We start from the raw sequence: 15,529 nt of genomic DNA, 5'->3' as shown, positions 1-15,529 counted from the left end.
CGTATCACTTCGAACTGCTTGTTGTTGTAAGCGTATGGCAAGCAGCTCACTAGAAGTGAAAATGCCAGCCGAAGCGAAGCAAGCGGCTGGCATTAGCATAACGTCTCTAGATAACATTGGTGCCGACGGCGAGACTCGAACTCGCACAGCTTGCGCCACTACCCCCTCAAGATAGCGTGTCTACCAATTTCACCACGTCGGCACTGTCTGCAATCCGGGAAATCAACTTATAAAAGCCGCGAATCGCTTCAAGACTTAGATTCTAACTGGTTTAAACAGTTTGTTCAACGCACAAAAGCAGGCCATTCGAAAAATTTATTTCGGTACATCCTGGCCCGGCGCTGACGCCGCCGCCGGCGATGCGGGCGCCGCAACCGTCGCCCCTGAAGTCGCCGCAGGCGATGCAGACGCCGCCGCGGATGCCGGTGCAACCGCAGATGCAACGGGCGCGCTCGTCGGCGCAACAGTGCCAAGGACACCTGCGGAAGGCTTCACGTGATACGCGCCGATGTAAGTCAGCGCAAGCGTCGTGACAAAGAAGATCGCGGCCAGCACGCCGGTCGTACGCGACAGGAAGTTCGCCGAACCCGTTGCGCCGAACAGGCTGCCCGATGCGCCGCTGCCGAATGCCGCGCCCATGTCCGCACCCTTGCCGTGCTGCAACAGCACGAGGCCGATAATGCCAAGCGCCGACAGCAACTGCACAACGATGATCAATGTTTTCAAATACAGCATCACACTCACCCGAGTCTTTATTTAAAGGCGCAACGTAAAACCATGTTGCGCGCAACAAAACAATCGAACCGCCGATCGAATCAACGATCGGTCAGACGCCTTTCTGCAATCTGCTTCATCAGACGCCGCGCCGCTTACCGCATTGCGTTCGCCGTGACGGCCGCCTGACAGATCGCGAGGAAATCGACGTGCTTCAACGACGCACCGCCGATCAGGCCGCCGTCGATGTCCTGCTGGCGGAACAGACTTTCCGCATTGTCCGGTTTCACACTACCGCCATACAACAGCGCTACGCGAGCCGCTGCCGCTTCGCTTTTTGCAGCCAGACGCGCACGCAAAAAAGCATGCACCGCCTGCGCCTGTTCGGCGCTCGCGCTCCTGCCGGTGCCGATCGCCCAGACCGGCTCGTAAGCGACGACGAGGCGCGCCGCGTCGTCCGCCGACAGCTTCGCGAGCACGGCGTCGATCTGCATGCCGATCACGCTTTCGGTCGCGCCTGCTTCACGCTGATCGAGCGTTTCGCCGACACATACGATGGGCGTCAAGCCGGCCTCGAGCGCACGCACCGTTTTCGTTGCAACGAGTTCGACGCTTTCGAGATGGTACGCGCGCCGCTCGGAGTGCCCGACGATCGCATACGACGCGCCGAACTCCGCCGCCATTTGCGCGGCCACTTCACCGGTGAACGCGCCCTGCGCGTGCGCGGATACATCCTGCACACCCCAGCCGACGCGGCCGCCGTTCAACAGCACCTGCGCCTGCGCGAGATAGGGACACGGCACGCACACACCGACGCCCACCTGTTGCGGCAATGCGCCGGCACCCTGCGACACCGCCTGCAACAACACTTTGTTGTCGGCAAGCCGACCATGCATCTTCCAGTTGCCGACTACCAGTTTTGCCCGTTGATTCGCCATCGCCTTGCCCGTTGCCCTGATGTCATGAATGGTGGACGAATTCCGCTTAGTCGTTCGTCCTGGTTCCTCGAACCTCTCTGACTGCAAGCTACCGCTGCACGCGCAAAACACGCGATTTTACTTTGAGCGGCGCGCATGGGTCAAACCCGGACCAAACATGGGTCAAACGCAGGTTGACAGGCCCAACCCGCAGCGCGCCGGCGCGATGAATCAGGCGTTGGCACCCCAATTCAACACGATCTTGCCGACGTGGGTGCTGCTCTCCATCAACGCGTGCGCGTCTGCAGCCGCTTCGGCCGGAAACACACGATGCACGACCGGTTTGATCGTGCCGTCTTCGAGATGCGGCCACACGCGTTCTTTCAGCTGCGCGGCGATTCTCGCCTTGAACTCGACTGGCCGCGGACGCAGCGTCGAACCGGTGATGGTGAGCCGCCGGCGCAGCACGTCGTTCATGTTCACTTCCGACTTCGCGCCGCCCAATAGCGCGATCACCACGAGACGGCCGCCGTCCGCGAGCGCCTTCAGCTCACGCGCGACATAGCTGCCCGCGACCATGTCGAGAATCACGTCGACACCGCGGTCGTTCGTCAACGACTTCACCACTTCGACGAAATCTTCCGTCTTGTAGTTGATCGCCCGCTCGGCGCCCAGCGCCTCGCAGGCGCGGCATTTGTCATCGGAGCCGGCCGTCGCGAACACGCGAAAGCCAAGCGCATGCGCGATCTGGATCGCCGTCACGCCGATGCCGCTCGAACCGCCCTGCACGAGAAACGTTTCGTTCGCGCCGCCTTCGCCCTTGCCAAGCAGCGCACGGTCGAACACATTGCTCCAGACCGTGAAAAACGTTTCCGGCAGCGACGCAGCCTCGACATCGGTGAGCCCCTTCGGCACCGGCAGACACTGCGCGAGCGGCACCGCGGCAAACTCCGCGTAGCCGCCGCCCGCCATCAACGCGCACACGCGGTCGCCCGTTTTCAGGCCGAACGGATTGTGCTTCGCGTCGATCGTCCCGCCGACAATTTCTCCCGCCACCTCGAGCCCCGGCAGATCCGACGCGCCAGGCGGCGGCGCATACGCACCCTTGCGCTGGAATACATCGGGACGATTCACGCCGAACGCCGCGACCTTGATCAGCACTTCACCCGCTTTCGGTTCCGGCATCGGACGCTCGGCCAGTTTCAACACTTCCGGCGCGCCGAACTCGGTAATTTCGATCGCTTTCATCGCTGTCGTCTCCAAAGGTGGGGATTGCGCTGAAAACTGCGGGTTCTCAATGCAATCCACCCTACATGAAAAACGGCCGGCGCGCATTCACGCTGCCGGCCGTTTGCTCGACACGCTGTTACTGCTGCGGCGAGGATTCGGGCTGGGCGGGAGCGCCATCGTTCAACAGCGCCTTCGCCGACAGCCGCACCCGACCCTTCTCATCCGTCTGGATGACCTTGACCTTCACCTGCTGACCTTCCTTCAGGTAGTCGTTGATGTCCTTGATGCGCTCGTTCGCGATCTCGGAGATATGCAACAGACCGTCCTTGCCCGGCAGGATGTTCACGATCGCGCCGAAGTCGAGCAGCTTGAGCACGGTGCCTTCGTACACCTGGCCCACTTCGACTTCCATCGTGATGTTCTCGATGCGCTTCTTCGCCTCGGCCATGCCTTCGGCGCTGGTGCTCGCGATCGTCACGACGCCGTCATCGGAAATATCGATGGTCGTGCCGGTTTCTTCGGTCAGCGCGCGGATCACCGAACCGCCCTTGCCGATCACGTCGCGGATCTTTTCCGGATTGATCTTGATCGTGATCATGCGCGGCGCGAACTCGGAGAGTTGCGTATTCGCGCCGGCGACCGCCGAAGTCATCTTGCCGAGGATATGCATGCGGCCTTCCTTCGCCTGCGCGAGCGCGACCTGCATGATCTCCTTCGTGATGCCCTGGATCTTGATGTCCATCTGCAGCGCCGTGACGCCGTCAGCCGTGCCGGCCACCTTGAAGTCCATGTCGCCGAGGTGGTCCTCGTCGCCGAGAATGTCGGTCAACACCGCAAACCGGTTGCCCTCGAGAATCAGACCCATCGCGATGCCCGCGACGTGCGCCTTCATCGGCACGCCGGCGTCCATCAGCGCGAGACAGCCGCCGCAGACCGATGCCATCGACGACGAGCCGTTCGACTCGGTGATTTCCGAGACGACGCGAATCGAGTAGCCGAATTCGTCGGCGCTCGGCAGGCACGCGACGAGCGCGCGCTTCGCGAGCCGGCCGTGGCCGATTTCGCGGCGCTTGGGCGAACCGACGCGGCCGGTTTCGCCGGTTGCGAACGGCGGCATGTTGTAGTGGAGCATGAAGCGGTCGCGGTACTCGCCTTCGAGCGCGTCGATGATCTGCTCATCGCCCTTGGTGCCGAGCGTTGCGACCACGAGCGCCTGCGTTTCGCCACGCGTGAAGAGCGCCGAGCCGTGCGTACGCGGCAACACGCCGGTGCGGATCTCGATCGGGCGCACCGTGCGCGTGTCGCGGCCGTCGATGCGCGGCTCGCCGTTCAGGATCTGCGAACGGACAATCTTCGCTTCGATGTCGAACAGCACGTTGCCGACCGTCGCCTTATCGGCCGCCGCGGCGCCCGATGCGAGCGCTTCCGCTTCGAGCTTCGCGGAGGTCGCGGCGTAGATTTCCTTCAGCTTCGCCGAACGCGCCTGCTTGTCACGCGTTTGATACGCGCCAAGCAGTTCGTTGTACGCGATCTCATTGACGCGCGAGATCAGCGCTTCGTTCTTCGGCGCCGGCTGCCAGTCCCACTCCGGCTTGCCGCCGTCGCGCACCAGCTCGTGAATCGCGTCGATCGCCGTTTGCATCTGCTCGTGGCCGAACACGACCGCGCCGAGCATCACGTCTTCCGGCAACTGGTCCGCTTCCGATTCGACCATCAGCACCGCACGCTCGGTACCGGCGACCACCAGGTCCAGACGCGACTCCTTGATCTGCGAGCGCGTCGGGTTCAGCACGTATTCGTTGTTGAGGTACGCGACACGCGCGGCGCCGACCGGGCCGTTGAACGGCAGACCCGATACCGCGAGCGCCGCCGATGCGCCGATCAGCGCGGGAATGTCGGCCGGCACTTCCGGGTTGATCGACATCACGTGGATGACGACCTGCACTTCGTTATAGAAGCCTTCCGGGAAAAGCGGACGCAGCGGACGGTCGATCAGGCGGGAGATGAGCGTTTCGCCTTCCGACGGACGGCCTTCGCGACGGAAGAAACCGCCCGGAATCTTGCCGGCGGAGTAGGTTTTCTCGATGTAGTCGACGGTCAGCGGGAAGAAGTCCTGACCCGGCTTGGCGGTCTTCGCGCCGACGACGGTCGCGAGCACAACCGTATCTTCAATATCGACGAGCACCGCACCGCCTGCCTGACGGGCGATTTCGCCCGTTTCGAGGCGAACCGTATGCTGCCCCCACTTAAATTCTTTGACGATCTTGTTAAACATAGACAATTTGTCCTCCATTGATCTTTTCGTCATGCCGCGAGCGCCGATGCGCCACGGCAACACCCGAACCGGCACCGCAGGGGAAGAGGAGTGTTATGCCATTCCAGAGAGTCGCGCGGTGCTCGCGCGAACCGCTGGAATGACACAGCGCCCTTCCCTGCAGCCCGATTGCTCTTGCTGCTGACTGCTATCGCGGCGCCCATTGCGTGCCGCCGCTGCTGCCGCCGTTTTTTCAACTTTTCCCGCTGGCCGCCGCCGGCGACCGCTGTCGCCCGCCGCGTCCGCCGATTTTCGCGGCCGCATTCGAACGTGCCGCGATGTCGCCGCGTTTCACGACGTTATCGGAAGTTACCCGACGTTATGGTTTGCGATAACGGGCGACTGGCCGATGCACGCGAGGCGAAGCAGGAGTAACGACGTCTCAGGCATTCGCATTCGCATGGTTGAACGCTGCGTACCGTTCAAAAACAAAATGCCTGCATCAGCGGAACTGACACAGGCACTTTGCTGAAAAACGACCCGCTTACTTGCGCAGACCCAGCTTCTCGATCAGCGAGCGATAACGATCGGCGTCCTTACCCTTCAGATAGTCGAGCAGCTTGCGACGGCGGCTCACCATGCGCAGCAGACCACGGCGGCTGTGATGGTCTTTCGTGTGGGCTTTGAAGTGAGAAGTCAACTCGTTGATGCGCGACGTGAGCAGCGCAACTTGCACTTCGGGGGAGCCGGTGTCATTAGCGCCGCGAGCGAATTGCGCAACGACGTCGGATTTCTTGATTTCAGCAACAGTCATTTGATTTCCTTTGATTCAACAGGCGGTCACGGAAGAAGGGCCGTGCCGTGGGTTACGACGAAGCGCGTATTGTAGCACAGCGTAAAAGCCCGGAGAACCGGCCTTTCGGGCCGGTTGAAGCGGGCGACGGCGGGCCGGTGTGCGGCCGGCGACCGTGGGTAGCACGCTGGTCGCACACGGTCGCAAGCGCACCGCGCGCCGCTGAATTGCTACGCGGTTTGAAATTCTTTCACCGCACAGCATGTCAAAATGATGCATCCGTACGATAGAAATAACCGCAAAACCGCATTCGGAGTGACTCATGTTCAATCGCCTTTCAATCGCCTGCGCGCGTCTCTTGCGCGCGCTCATGCGGCGCACGCGTGCACAGCGGGCGCTGCTCGCCTGCGCGGGCGCGCTCGCGCTGGCCGGCTGCGCGCAGCCGTGGCAAGGCTATCAGGCCGGCGCCGACCAGTCGACGGTGATCGCCCGCCTCGGGCCGCCGCGCGAGGTCTACGATCTGCCCAACGGCGGCAAGCGGCTGATGTGGCCGACGCAGCCGATGGGCGAGTACACGACCGCCGCGGACATCGACGCGAACGGCAAGATCGTCAGCGTGCGTCAGGTGCTGCAGCCCAACGAGTTCTACCGCGCGGAAATCGGCAAGTGGACGCGCGCCGACGTGCTCGTCAACTTCGGCCGGCCCGAGGAAACCGCCTATTTCCCGCTGATGAAGCGCGAAGTGTGGACCTACCGGTACTACGAGGACAACGTCTGGTACATGCTGTATAGCTTCTACTTCGACGATCAGGGCATTCTGCGGCTCACGCAGAAGACGCCGGATCCGCTGCACGACCCGGATCACCGCGGTTTCTTCTGAACGCCGCGGTGCGGCACGGCTGCGCCAACTAGCGACGGCATGAAAAACCCCGTGAGGCCGGCAGGCCGCACGGGGTTTGTTTTTTGCCGCTTGATGCGAGAGAAGCAGCGAGAGACGGCAGCCAAGAAAGCTGGCGCGCCACGAACGCTCGCGCGACAAACAGAGGCAGTTACGACCGCTGCGGATTCAGCTTGTCCGCGCCTGCATACAGCCGGTTGAGCGCCGCGATATATGCCTTCGCCGATGCCGCGACGATGTCCGGATCGGTGCCGACGCCATTGACCACGCGGCCCGCCTTCGACAGCCGCACGGTCACCTCGCCTTGCGCCTGCGTGCCGGTCGTGATCGCATTCACCGAGAACAGCAGAAACTCGGCGCCGCTGCCCACTTCGCTTTCGATCGCATTCAGCGTCGCATCGACCGGTCCGTTGCCGCGCGCTTCCGCGGTCACTTCCTTGCCTTCCACCGAAAACACGATACGCGCCTGCGGCTGTTCGCCCGTTTCCGAGCGCTGCGCAAGCGACACGAACTTGTAGTGCTCCTTTTCCTGCGCCTGCAGCGACTCTTCCGTGACGATCGCGATAATGTCCTCGTCGAAAATCTCGGCCTTGCGGTCCGCGAGGTCCTTGAAGCGCGTGAACGCAGCGTTCAGTTCGGCTTCACTGTCCAGTGCAATGCCGAGTTCCTGCAAACGCTGCTTGAACGCATTGCGGCCCGACAATTTGCCGAGCACGATCTTGTTCGCAGCCCAGCCCACGTCTTCCGCGCGCATGATTTCATAGGTGTCGCGCGCCTTCAGCACACCGTCCTGGTGAATGCCGGAAGCATGCGCAAACGCGTTGGCGCCGACCACCGCCTTGTTCGGCTGCACGACGAAACCCGTGATTTGCGAAACCAGTTTCGATGCCGGCACGATCTGCGTGGTATCGAGGCCGACCTCGAGCCCGAAGTAATCCTTGCGCGTCTTCACCGCCATCACGATTTCTTCGAGCGAGGTATTGCCCGCACGCTCGCCGAGGCCGTTGACCGTGCACTCGACCTGACGCGCGCCGCCGATCTGCACACCCGCCAGCGAATTCGCGACGGCCATGCCGAGATCGTTGTGACAGTGCACCGAAAACACCGCTTTATCGGAGTTCGGAATACGCTCGCGCAGCGTCTTCACCAGGTTGCCGTACAGCTCCGGCACACCGTAGCCGACCGTATCGGCGATATTGATCGTGGTCGCGCCTTCGGCGATCACCGCCTCGAGCACACGGCACAGGAAGTCCATGTCCGAACGGCTGCCGTCTTCCGGCGAGAACTCGACGTCGTTGGTGAACTTGCGCGCGAAACGCACCGCGAGCCTCGCCTGCTCGAACACCTGGTCCGGCGTCATGCGCAGCTTCTTCTCCATATGCAGCGGCGACGTCGCGATGAAGGTGTGGATGCGGAAGTGGTCGGCAGGTTTGAGCGCATCGGCGGCGCGTTGAATGTCTTTGTCGTTCGCGCGCGCCAGCGAGCACACGGTGCTGTCCTTGATCGTCGACGCGATTGTGTGGATCGCATCGAAGTCGCCGTTCGAGCTCGCGGCAAAACCCGCTTCGATCACATCCACCCTCATCCGCTCGAGCTGTTTCGCGATACGGATTTTCTCTTCTTTCGTCATCGACGCGCCGGGCGATTGCTCGCCATCACGCAACGTCGTGTCGAAAATGATCAGTTTGTCTGCCATCTCAGGTCTCCTGGGGGATCCGGTCAATTCAAATCGAAAAGGAATACGGCTGTTTGCGCCACCGGCTGGCGACGCTAACACGTACGAGGCAGACGGAGGGCGAAAACGGTCAGCGCGACAGGCGCGCCGAAGCTAGCGAGCGTAGTAGCGCGCCGGCTTGAAGAAACAGGAAGGGGAACTTGGAAAGTGCCATGCCAGCGACTATAGCGAGATTCGCCGATTCGCGCAATTCACGATAAGCGCGCGCAGAACCGCCCGTGACCGGCCGATTGCCTGTGTCACGCGTTCCGCCTTGCGCAGAAACGGCGCGGCGACAGACGGCATAGCCAGCGCCAAATACGTCGATTGAAAATGAAAACGGCGAATGAAAACAGCTCATGAAAACGGCGAATGAAACAGCCGCCGGCGATAATCGCCGGCAGCCGTGCCGGATAACGCATAGGCCGAGGGGATTCGCAACAGCGTGCGCTGCACGACCAACGTGCGGCAACTCACGGCCTGTTTTGCCGGCGGACGCTGATCAGCGCCCGCCTCGCGAGCCAGGTCCGGCGCTAGGACTGCCGCTGCGACGAGCGCGCCGGATTACTGCGTCCGCGCAGCGCCTGATACCCCCAGAACACATAGCCGGACAGCCCGTACAGCACAAAGAGGCCGAATAGCATCAACGGCGGATCGGACGACACCAGCACGAACAGCATGACGATCAACAGCGTCGCCGCGAACGGCACGCGATGCCGGATATCGAGCGCTTTGCCGCTATAGAACGGCGCGTTCGACACCATCGTCACGCCCGCATAGACCGTCAGTGCGAATGCGACCCAAGGCAGCCAGCCGAGCTTCAACGGTACGCGATTATCGGTCGCGAGCCAGACGAAGCCCGCGATCAGCGCGGCGGCGGCCGGGCTCGGCATGCCCTGGAAAAAGCGCTTGTCGACCACGCCGATATTCGTATTGAAGCGCGCAAGACGCAGCGCCGCGCCCGAGCAGTAGACGAACGCCGCGAGCCAGCCCCAGCGGCCGAGGTCCTTCAGCACCCACTCGTACATCACGAGCGCCGGCGCAACACCGAACGACACCATGTCCGACAGGCTGTCGAACTGTTCGCCGAACGCGCTTTGCGTATGCGTGATACGCGCGACGCGCCCATCCATGCCATCGAGCACCATCGCGACGAAGATCGCGATGGCCGCGACTTCGAAGCGTACGTTCATCGCTTGCACGACCGCGAAAAAGCCGCAGAAGAGCGCTGCGGTGGTGAACGCGTTCGGCAACAGGTAGATGCCGCGCTTGCGCAGGAATTGCTGACGCGCGGCGCGCCGGCTTTCGATGACGCCCGGCACCGGGTCGCCAGCCGGCTTGTTGCGGCGAAACGGTCGGATCGGCCGCGCTTGCGGCGCTGCGCCAGTACGGGGGCGACGCGGTTTGAGGGCCATCGGGGTCTCCCTGCGCCGCTTTACAGGTCGGCCAGAACGGTCGACGACGCGGCCACCTTCTCGCCGATCGACACGCGCGGCCGGCTGCCCATCGGCAGATAGACGTCGACGCGCGAGCCGAAGCGGATAAAGCCGTAGCGCTGGCCGCGCGTGAGCGGCTCTCCCGCCCGCACGTAGCACAGAATGCGCCGCGCGATCAGCCCGGCGATCTGCACCGAGGTGACCGTCGCGCCGCTCGCCGTTTCGATCACGAGCGCATTGCGCTCATTTTCGAGCGACGCTTTATCGACGGCGGCATTCAGATAAGAACCCGGAAAGTATTCGACCTTCGCAATCGCGCCATCGACCGGCGAGCGTTGCGAATGCACGTTGAACACGTTCATGAACACGCTGATCTTCAGCGCTTCGCGATTCGCGTAGGGATCGTGCGCGGTTTCGACGGCGACGATGCGCCCGTCGGCGGGACACAGCACCGCATTGGGCTGCGTCGGAATGGGTCTTGCCGGATCGCGGAAGAATTGAACCACGAAGATGACGAGCAACCAGAACAGCCACGCAATGCCGAACCCCAGAAAGGCATGGACCAACAGCGCCACGACAACGGCAATTGCGATAAACGGCCAGCCTTCGCGCGCGATGATCGGATGAGGGTAATTCATGGATGGGATGGCTTCAGTGTTTTTGTAAAACCATAGGATAGCAAAAGCCGTCCAGGGTTCAGCACGCCTGGACGGCTTCGTGAGGACGCGCAGTACAGCGGATGCACCGCGCGGCGGCAAGCGGGAACACGCCCGCCGCCCGCTTTAGTTCTTCGACTGATCGACGAGCTTGTTCTTCGCGATCCACGGCATCATCGCGCGCAGCTTCGCACCGACCTGTTCGATCTGGTGCTCGGCCGTCAGACGGCGGCGCGACTGCAGCGTCGGCGCGCCCGCGCGGTTTTCGATGATGAAGCTCTTCGCGTACTCGCCGGTCTGGATGTCCTTCAGCACATCCTTCATCACCTTCTTCGTTTCTTCCGTGATGATGCGCGGACCCGTCACGTATTCGCCGTACTCCGCGTTGTTCGAGATCGAGTAGTTCATGTTCGCGATGCCGCCTTCGTAGATCAGGTCGACGATCAGCTTCAGTTCATGCAGGCACTCGAAGTACGCCATTTCCGGCGCGTAGCCCGCTTCCACCAGCGTCTCGAAGCCGGCCTTGATCAGGTCCACCGTGCCGCCGCACAGCACCGCCTGTTCGCCGAACAGGTCGGTTTCGGTTTCTTCGCGGAAGTTCGTCTCGATCACGCCGGCACGGCCGCCGCCGTTGGCCGCCGCGTACGACAGCGCGATATCGCGCGCCGCGCCCGACTTGTCCTGCGCCACCGCGACCAGATGCGGCACGCCGCCGCCCTGCGAATACGTGCTGCGCACCGTGTGACCCGGCGCCTTCGGCGCGATCATGATCACGTCGAGATCCGCACGCGGAATCACCTGGCCGTAGTGCACGTTGAAGCCGTGCGCGAAGGCGAGCGCCGCGCCCTGCTTGATGTTCGCGTGCACTTCGCTCTTGTATACCTCGGCGATCTGCTCGTCGGGCAGCAGCATCATCACGACGTCGGCGCCCTTCACGGCTTCCGCCACTTCCTTCACGGTCAGACCCGCGTTCTCGGCCTTGCTCCACGAAGCGCCGCCCTTGCGCAGACCGACCGTCACCTTCACGCCGCTGTCCTTCAGGTTCAGTGCGTGCGCATGGCCTTGCGAGCCGTAGCCGATGATCGTGACCTGCTTGCCTTTGATCAGGGAGAGGTCGGCGTCCTTGTCGTAGAAAACTTTCATGTCTGTTCCTTGGCGATAAACGGTGAATACGGTGAAGTCAAATGTTGCGCTTTTGCTGCGGCCATACACAGGAAATGCGGATGGCCACAATCAATAAATGTAGCGAATCCGGCTACGTCAAACCTTAAGAATGCGTTCGCCGCGTCCGATACCCGAGCCGCCCGTGCGGACCGTCTCGAGAATCGCAGTCGCATCGAGCCCTTCGATAAATGCGTCGAGCTTGTCGCTCGCGCCCGTCAGTTCGATCGTGTAGGTCTTCTCCGTGACGTCGATGATGCGGCCGCGGAAAATATCCGCCATCCGTTTCATCTCCTCACGTTCCTTGCCGACCGCGCGTACCTTGATCAGCATCAGCTCGCGCTCGATGTGGGCGCCCTCGGTCAGGTCGACCACTTTCACCACCTCGATCAGGCGGTTCAGATGCTTCGTAATCTGCTCGATCACGTCGTCCGAGCCAATGGACACGATGGTCATGCGCGACAGCGAACGGTCTTCGGTCGGCGCCACCGTCAAGGTTTCGATGTTGTAGCCGCGTGCCGAAAACAGGCCGACGACGCGCGATAACGCGCCCGGTTCGTTCTCCAGCAGCACAGAAATGATATGCCTCATGATTGCTTCTTCCAGATGTCGATGTATCGATTTATCCGCACCGGCCGCGCCGCTCCGCTCGCATTGCGCCTTTCGTGAAGGCGCGCGTGGCGAAGCCGGCTGCGACAGTCGAAACCGGCGCCGTTATAGATCTTCCGAACCGAGCAGCATCTCGGTGATGCCCTTGCCGGCCTGAACCATCGGCCAGACGTTTTCGGTCGGATCGGTCTGGAAATCGAGAAACACCGTGCGATCCTTCAGACGCAGCGCTTCTTTCAGCGCGCCTTCGACATCCGCTGTCTTCTCGATGCGCATGCCGACATGGCCATACGCTTCGGCCAGCTTCACGAAGTCCGGCAGCGCATCCATATACGAATGCGAATAGCGCTTGCTGTATTCGATCTGCTGCCACTGGCGCACCATGCCCAGATAGCGGTTGTTCAGCGAGATGATCTTGACCGGCGTGTCGTATTGCTTACACGTCGACAGTTCCTGGATGCACATCTGGATCGAGCCTTCGCCGGTGATACACACCACTTCGTCGTCCGGATGCGCGATTTTCACGCCCATCGCGGCCGGCAGGCCGAAGCCCATCGTGCCGAGACCGCCCGAGTTGATCCAGCGGCGCGGCTTGTTGAAGCGATAGAACTGCGCGGCCCACATCTGGTGCTGGCCGACGTCCGAGCAGACGAACGCGTTGCCGTCGGTCAGCTCCCACAGCTTTTCGACCACGTACTGCGGCTTGATGATTTCGCTCTTGCGGTCGTACTTCAGGCAATTTTTCGAGCGCCAGCCTTCGATGTCCTTCCACCACGCGGCGAGCGCCTCGGTGTCGGGACCATGCTCAGCGGTCTGCAGCTGCTCGATCAGTTCCTTCAGCACCTCTTTCACGTCGCCGACGATCGGAATATCGACCTTCACCCGCTTCGAAATGGACGACGGGTCGATGTCGATATGAATGATCTTGCGCGGCTGCGACGCGAAGTGCGCCGGGTCGCCGATCACGCGGTCGTCAAAGCGCGCGCCGATGGCGATCAGCACGTCGCAGTGCTGCATGGCCATGTTCGCTTCGTAGGTGCCGTGCATGCCGAGCATGCCGAGAAACTTCTTGTCGCTCGCGCGGTAGCCGCCGAGGCCCATCAGCGTGTTGGTGACCGGGTAGCCGAGCAGATCGGCGAACTGGTTCAGCTCGCGCGCCGCATCCGCGAGGATGATGCCGCCGCCCGTGTAGATATACGGACGCTTCGCGGACAGCAGCAGCGACACGGCCTTGCGGATCTGGCCGGAGTGGCCCTTCGTGACCGGGTTGTAGGAGCGCAGCGCAACGGTCTTGACCGGCTCGTACTCGCATGGCGCCTTCGACACGTCTTTCGGAATGTCGATCAGCACCGGACCGGGCCGGCCGGTTCGCGCGATATAGAAAGCTTTCTTGACGGTGGCCGCAAGCTCGCGCACGTCCTTCACGAGGAAGTTGTGCTTCACGCAGGGCCGCGTGATACCGACCGTGTCGCATTCCTGGAAGGCGTCCTGGCCGATCGCGGCGGTGGGCACCTGGCCGCTGATGACGACGAGCGGGATCGAATCCATGTAGGCGGTCGCGATGCCGGTGACCGCATTGGTGACACCGGGGCCGGAGGTCACGAGGCAGACGCCGACCTTGCCGGTCGCGCGCGCATACGCATCGGCCGCGTGGACCGCGGCCTGCTCGTGACGCACGAGCACGTGCTGAAACTTGTCCTGCTTGTAAAGCTCGTCGTAGATGTAGAGTACCGAGCCGCCGGGATAGCCCCAGACAAATTCGACGTCTTCGTCGGCCAGTGCCTTCATGAGCACGGTGCCGCCGATCGAATCAGCTTCGTGATGGGGAGTGGTATCCGACGTGGAGAATTCCGCGCTGGGCATATTCATCGTTCACCTTTCGAATTTTCGGCAAAAAATTGATCGGGTGCTCTCTGCCGGGCTTGTGGCTCGGGTTCAAGCGGCGCGTCCAGTTTGACTGGCGGACTTCTTGGGTCCGCCTCAAATGAGACTAGTCACTTATATTGCGAACCTGCGACGATAGCGGGAAGTGACCGTTCGGTCAAGAAAATATTTCCGGACCACGCATCGGATCGGCAACGGCGGGCAACAACGGGCAACGCGCGCAATCGAGGGGAAACAATAGGCAAGCGCGGACCTCGGCGGCCCGCTTTTCACGATGCGGCAACCGGCTTCCCGTTTGACCGCGCGCCCGACACACTTTGTCAAACGTTTGCCCGCTATTTGTTCGCAGTTTGCGATGACGCTGCCCGATTTCCCCCGGCTGCCGCCAAATTTTGTTAGCATCCGCGAGTTTTACGATATTTTTCGGCCGCTCCATTCGCATTTTTCCGGCCGCTTCTCTCACGGATCCACCGCACGACCGCAACGCCCACTCAGCACGGATGGCATCAGACAAAGAACTCGCCGATTTTCTGGCGGGCGTCGAAAGGCGCGCGTTCAAGCAGACGGTTTACGCCGTGCGGGACGACGACGCCGCGCTCGACATCGTGCAGGACGCCATGATCAAGCTCGCCGAAAAGTACGGCGACCGTCCGCCGGCCGAGCTTCCGCTTTTGTTTCAGCGTATTCTGCAGAACGCGACGCACGACTATTTCCGCCGCCAGAAGGTGCGCAATACGTGGGTGAGCCTGTTCTCGTCGCTGGCGAGCGCGGATGACGACGAATTCGACCCGCTCGAGACGATCGATGCGCAGGAAAGCACGATCGGCGCGGAAAGCGGCGAAGAAAAGCTCGCGCGCGAGCAGATTCTGCAGTTGATCGATGAGGAAATCCAACGGTTGCCGGCACGTCAACGGGAGGCGTTTCTGATGCGTTACTGGGAAGACATGGATGTCGCCGAGACTGCCGCCGCGATGGGCTGCTCCGAAGGCAGTGTGAAGACCCACTGCTCGCGAGCCACGCACACGCTGGCCCAGGCGCTCAAGGCCAAAGGAATTACGCTATGAGCTCCGCTCCCGATAAAGAAATCGAGTTCGTGTGGCAAGTGCGCCGTGCGCTCGATGAAAGCGCCGCCCGCATCCCGCCCGTCACGGTCGACCGGCTCGCTGCCGCGCGCCGCAACGCGCTCGCGCGCAAAAAGCCCGAAGCCGTGCGCGCGCCGGCCTTTGTGCCGGTGCTGGTGTCCGGCCCGGCGGGGCTGCTGGC

Annotated in this window: 14 protein-coding genes and 1 tRNA gene; 3 read left to right on the top strand and 12 right to left on the bottom strand. The window is 62.2% G+C overall.

Annotation, left to right across the window (positions count from 1 at the left end; translation table 11 throughout):
• Positions 1-117: 117 nt before the first annotated feature.
• The 6 genes from HV675_RS25775 to rpsO all read right to left on the bottom strand — a co-directional run bounded on the left by HV675_RS25775 (position 118) and on the right by rpsO (position 5,929).
• A tRNA-Leu gene (locus HV675_RS25775) sits at positions 118-202 on the bottom strand.
• A 113-nt stretch (positions 203-315) separates the two neighbouring features.
• On the bottom strand, positions 316-735 hold the full coding sequence (gene secG, locus HV675_RS25770) for a preprotein translocase subunit SecG (protein ID WP_175114283.1): 420 nt from the start codon (positions 733-735) through the stop codon (positions 316-318).
• A 134-nt stretch (positions 736-869) separates the two neighbouring features.
• Positions 870-1,652 (bottom strand): triose-phosphate isomerase, encoded by a 783-nt coding sequence (tpiA, locus tag HV675_RS25765; protein WP_175114282.1) that lies wholly within the window; start codon positions 1,650-1,652, stop codon positions 870-872.
• 210 nt (positions 1,653-1,862) lie between these two features.
• A complete protein-coding gene (locus HV675_RS25760) occupies positions 1,863-2,879 on the bottom strand; it encodes an NAD(P)H-quinone oxidoreductase (protein WP_175114281.1) in 1,017 nt (338 codons plus the stop codon).
• Positions 2,880-2,997: 118 nt separating this feature from the next.
• Positions 2,998-5,142, bottom strand: coding sequence for a polyribonucleotide nucleotidyltransferase (gene pnp / locus HV675_RS25755; protein ID WP_175114280.1), 2,145 nt, complete (start codon positions 5,140-5,142; stop codon positions 2,998-3,000).
• Between the two features lie 517 nt (positions 5,143-5,659).
• Entirely contained in the window at positions 5,660-5,929 is a 270-nt protein-coding gene (gene rpsO, locus HV675_RS25750; protein ID WP_175114279.1) for a 30S ribosomal protein S15, read from the bottom strand.
• 349 nt (positions 5,930-6,278) lie between these two features.
• On the opposite strand from rpsO, the gene HV675_RS25745 reads away from it, so the two are divergent.
• A complete protein-coding gene (locus HV675_RS25745) occupies positions 6,279-6,788 on the top strand; it encodes a hypothetical protein (protein WP_175114316.1) in 510 nt (169 codons plus the stop codon).
• Positions 6,789-6,957: 169 nt separating this feature from the next.
• Here HV675_RS25745 and HV675_RS25740 read toward each other — a convergent pair whose 3' ends face one another.
• The 6 genes from HV675_RS25740 to HV675_RS25715 form a co-directional block, all read right to left on the bottom strand.
• Complete coding sequence (locus tag HV675_RS25740) at positions 6,958-8,502, bottom strand: 2-isopropylmalate synthase (RefSeq protein WP_175114278.1); 1,545 nt, start codon at positions 8,500-8,502, stop codon at positions 6,958-6,960.
• A 551-nt stretch (positions 8,503-9,053) separates the two neighbouring features.
• The gene (pssA, locus tag HV675_RS25735) at positions 9,054-9,935 is read right to left on the bottom strand and encodes a CDP-diacylglycerol--serine O-phosphatidyltransferase (protein WP_175114277.1); all 882 of its coding nucleotides are present in this window, start codon (positions 9,933-9,935) and stop codon (positions 9,054-9,056) included.
• Between the two features lie 20 nt (positions 9,936-9,955).
• On the bottom strand, positions 9,956-10,594 hold the full coding sequence (locus tag HV675_RS25730; RefSeq protein WP_175114276.1) for a phosphatidylserine decarboxylase: 639 nt from the start codon (positions 10,592-10,594) through the stop codon (positions 9,956-9,958).
• Positions 10,595-10,738: 144 nt separating this feature from the next.
• Complete coding sequence (gene ilvC, locus HV675_RS25725; protein ID WP_175114275.1) at positions 10,739-11,755, bottom strand: ketol-acid reductoisomerase; 1,017 nt, start codon at positions 11,753-11,755, stop codon at positions 10,739-10,741.
• A gap of 117 nt (positions 11,756-11,872) precedes the next feature.
• Positions 11,873-12,364: an acetolactate synthase small subunit gene (gene ilvN, locus HV675_RS25720; protein ID WP_175114274.1), complete on the bottom strand. Its 492-nt coding sequence runs from the start codon at positions 12,362-12,364 to the stop codon at positions 11,873-11,875.
• A 123-nt stretch (positions 12,365-12,487) separates the two neighbouring features.
• Positions 12,488-14,251 carry an acetolactate synthase 3 catalytic subunit gene (locus HV675_RS25715; RefSeq protein WP_175114273.1) on the bottom strand — a complete coding sequence of 588 codons (1,764 nt, stop codon included), beginning with the start codon at positions 14,249-14,251 and terminating at the stop codon, positions 12,488-12,490.
• A gap of 515 nt (positions 14,252-14,766) precedes the next feature.
• Here HV675_RS25715 and HV675_RS25710 point away from each other — a divergent pair.
• Both HV675_RS25710 and HV675_RS25705 read left to right on the top strand, forming a co-directional pair.
• Entirely contained in the window at positions 14,767-15,330 is a 564-nt protein-coding gene (locus HV675_RS25710; protein ID WP_175114272.1) for an RNA polymerase sigma factor, read from the top strand.
• A partial coding sequence (locus HV675_RS25705) for a DUF3619 family protein (RefSeq protein ID WP_175114271.1) occupies positions 15,327-15,529 on the top strand: 203 nt, incomplete at its 3' end. The genes HV675_RS25710 and HV675_RS25705, both read left to right, overlap by 4 nt.

Source organism: Paraburkholderia solisilvae, assembly GCF_902859875.1.
GTDB lineage: Bacteria > Pseudomonadota > Gammaproteobacteria > Burkholderiales > Burkholderiaceae > Paraburkholderia > Paraburkholderia solisilvae.
The sequence above is the reverse complement of the archived record's forward strand: the minus strand, read 5'-3'. Positions and strand labels throughout refer to the sequence as shown.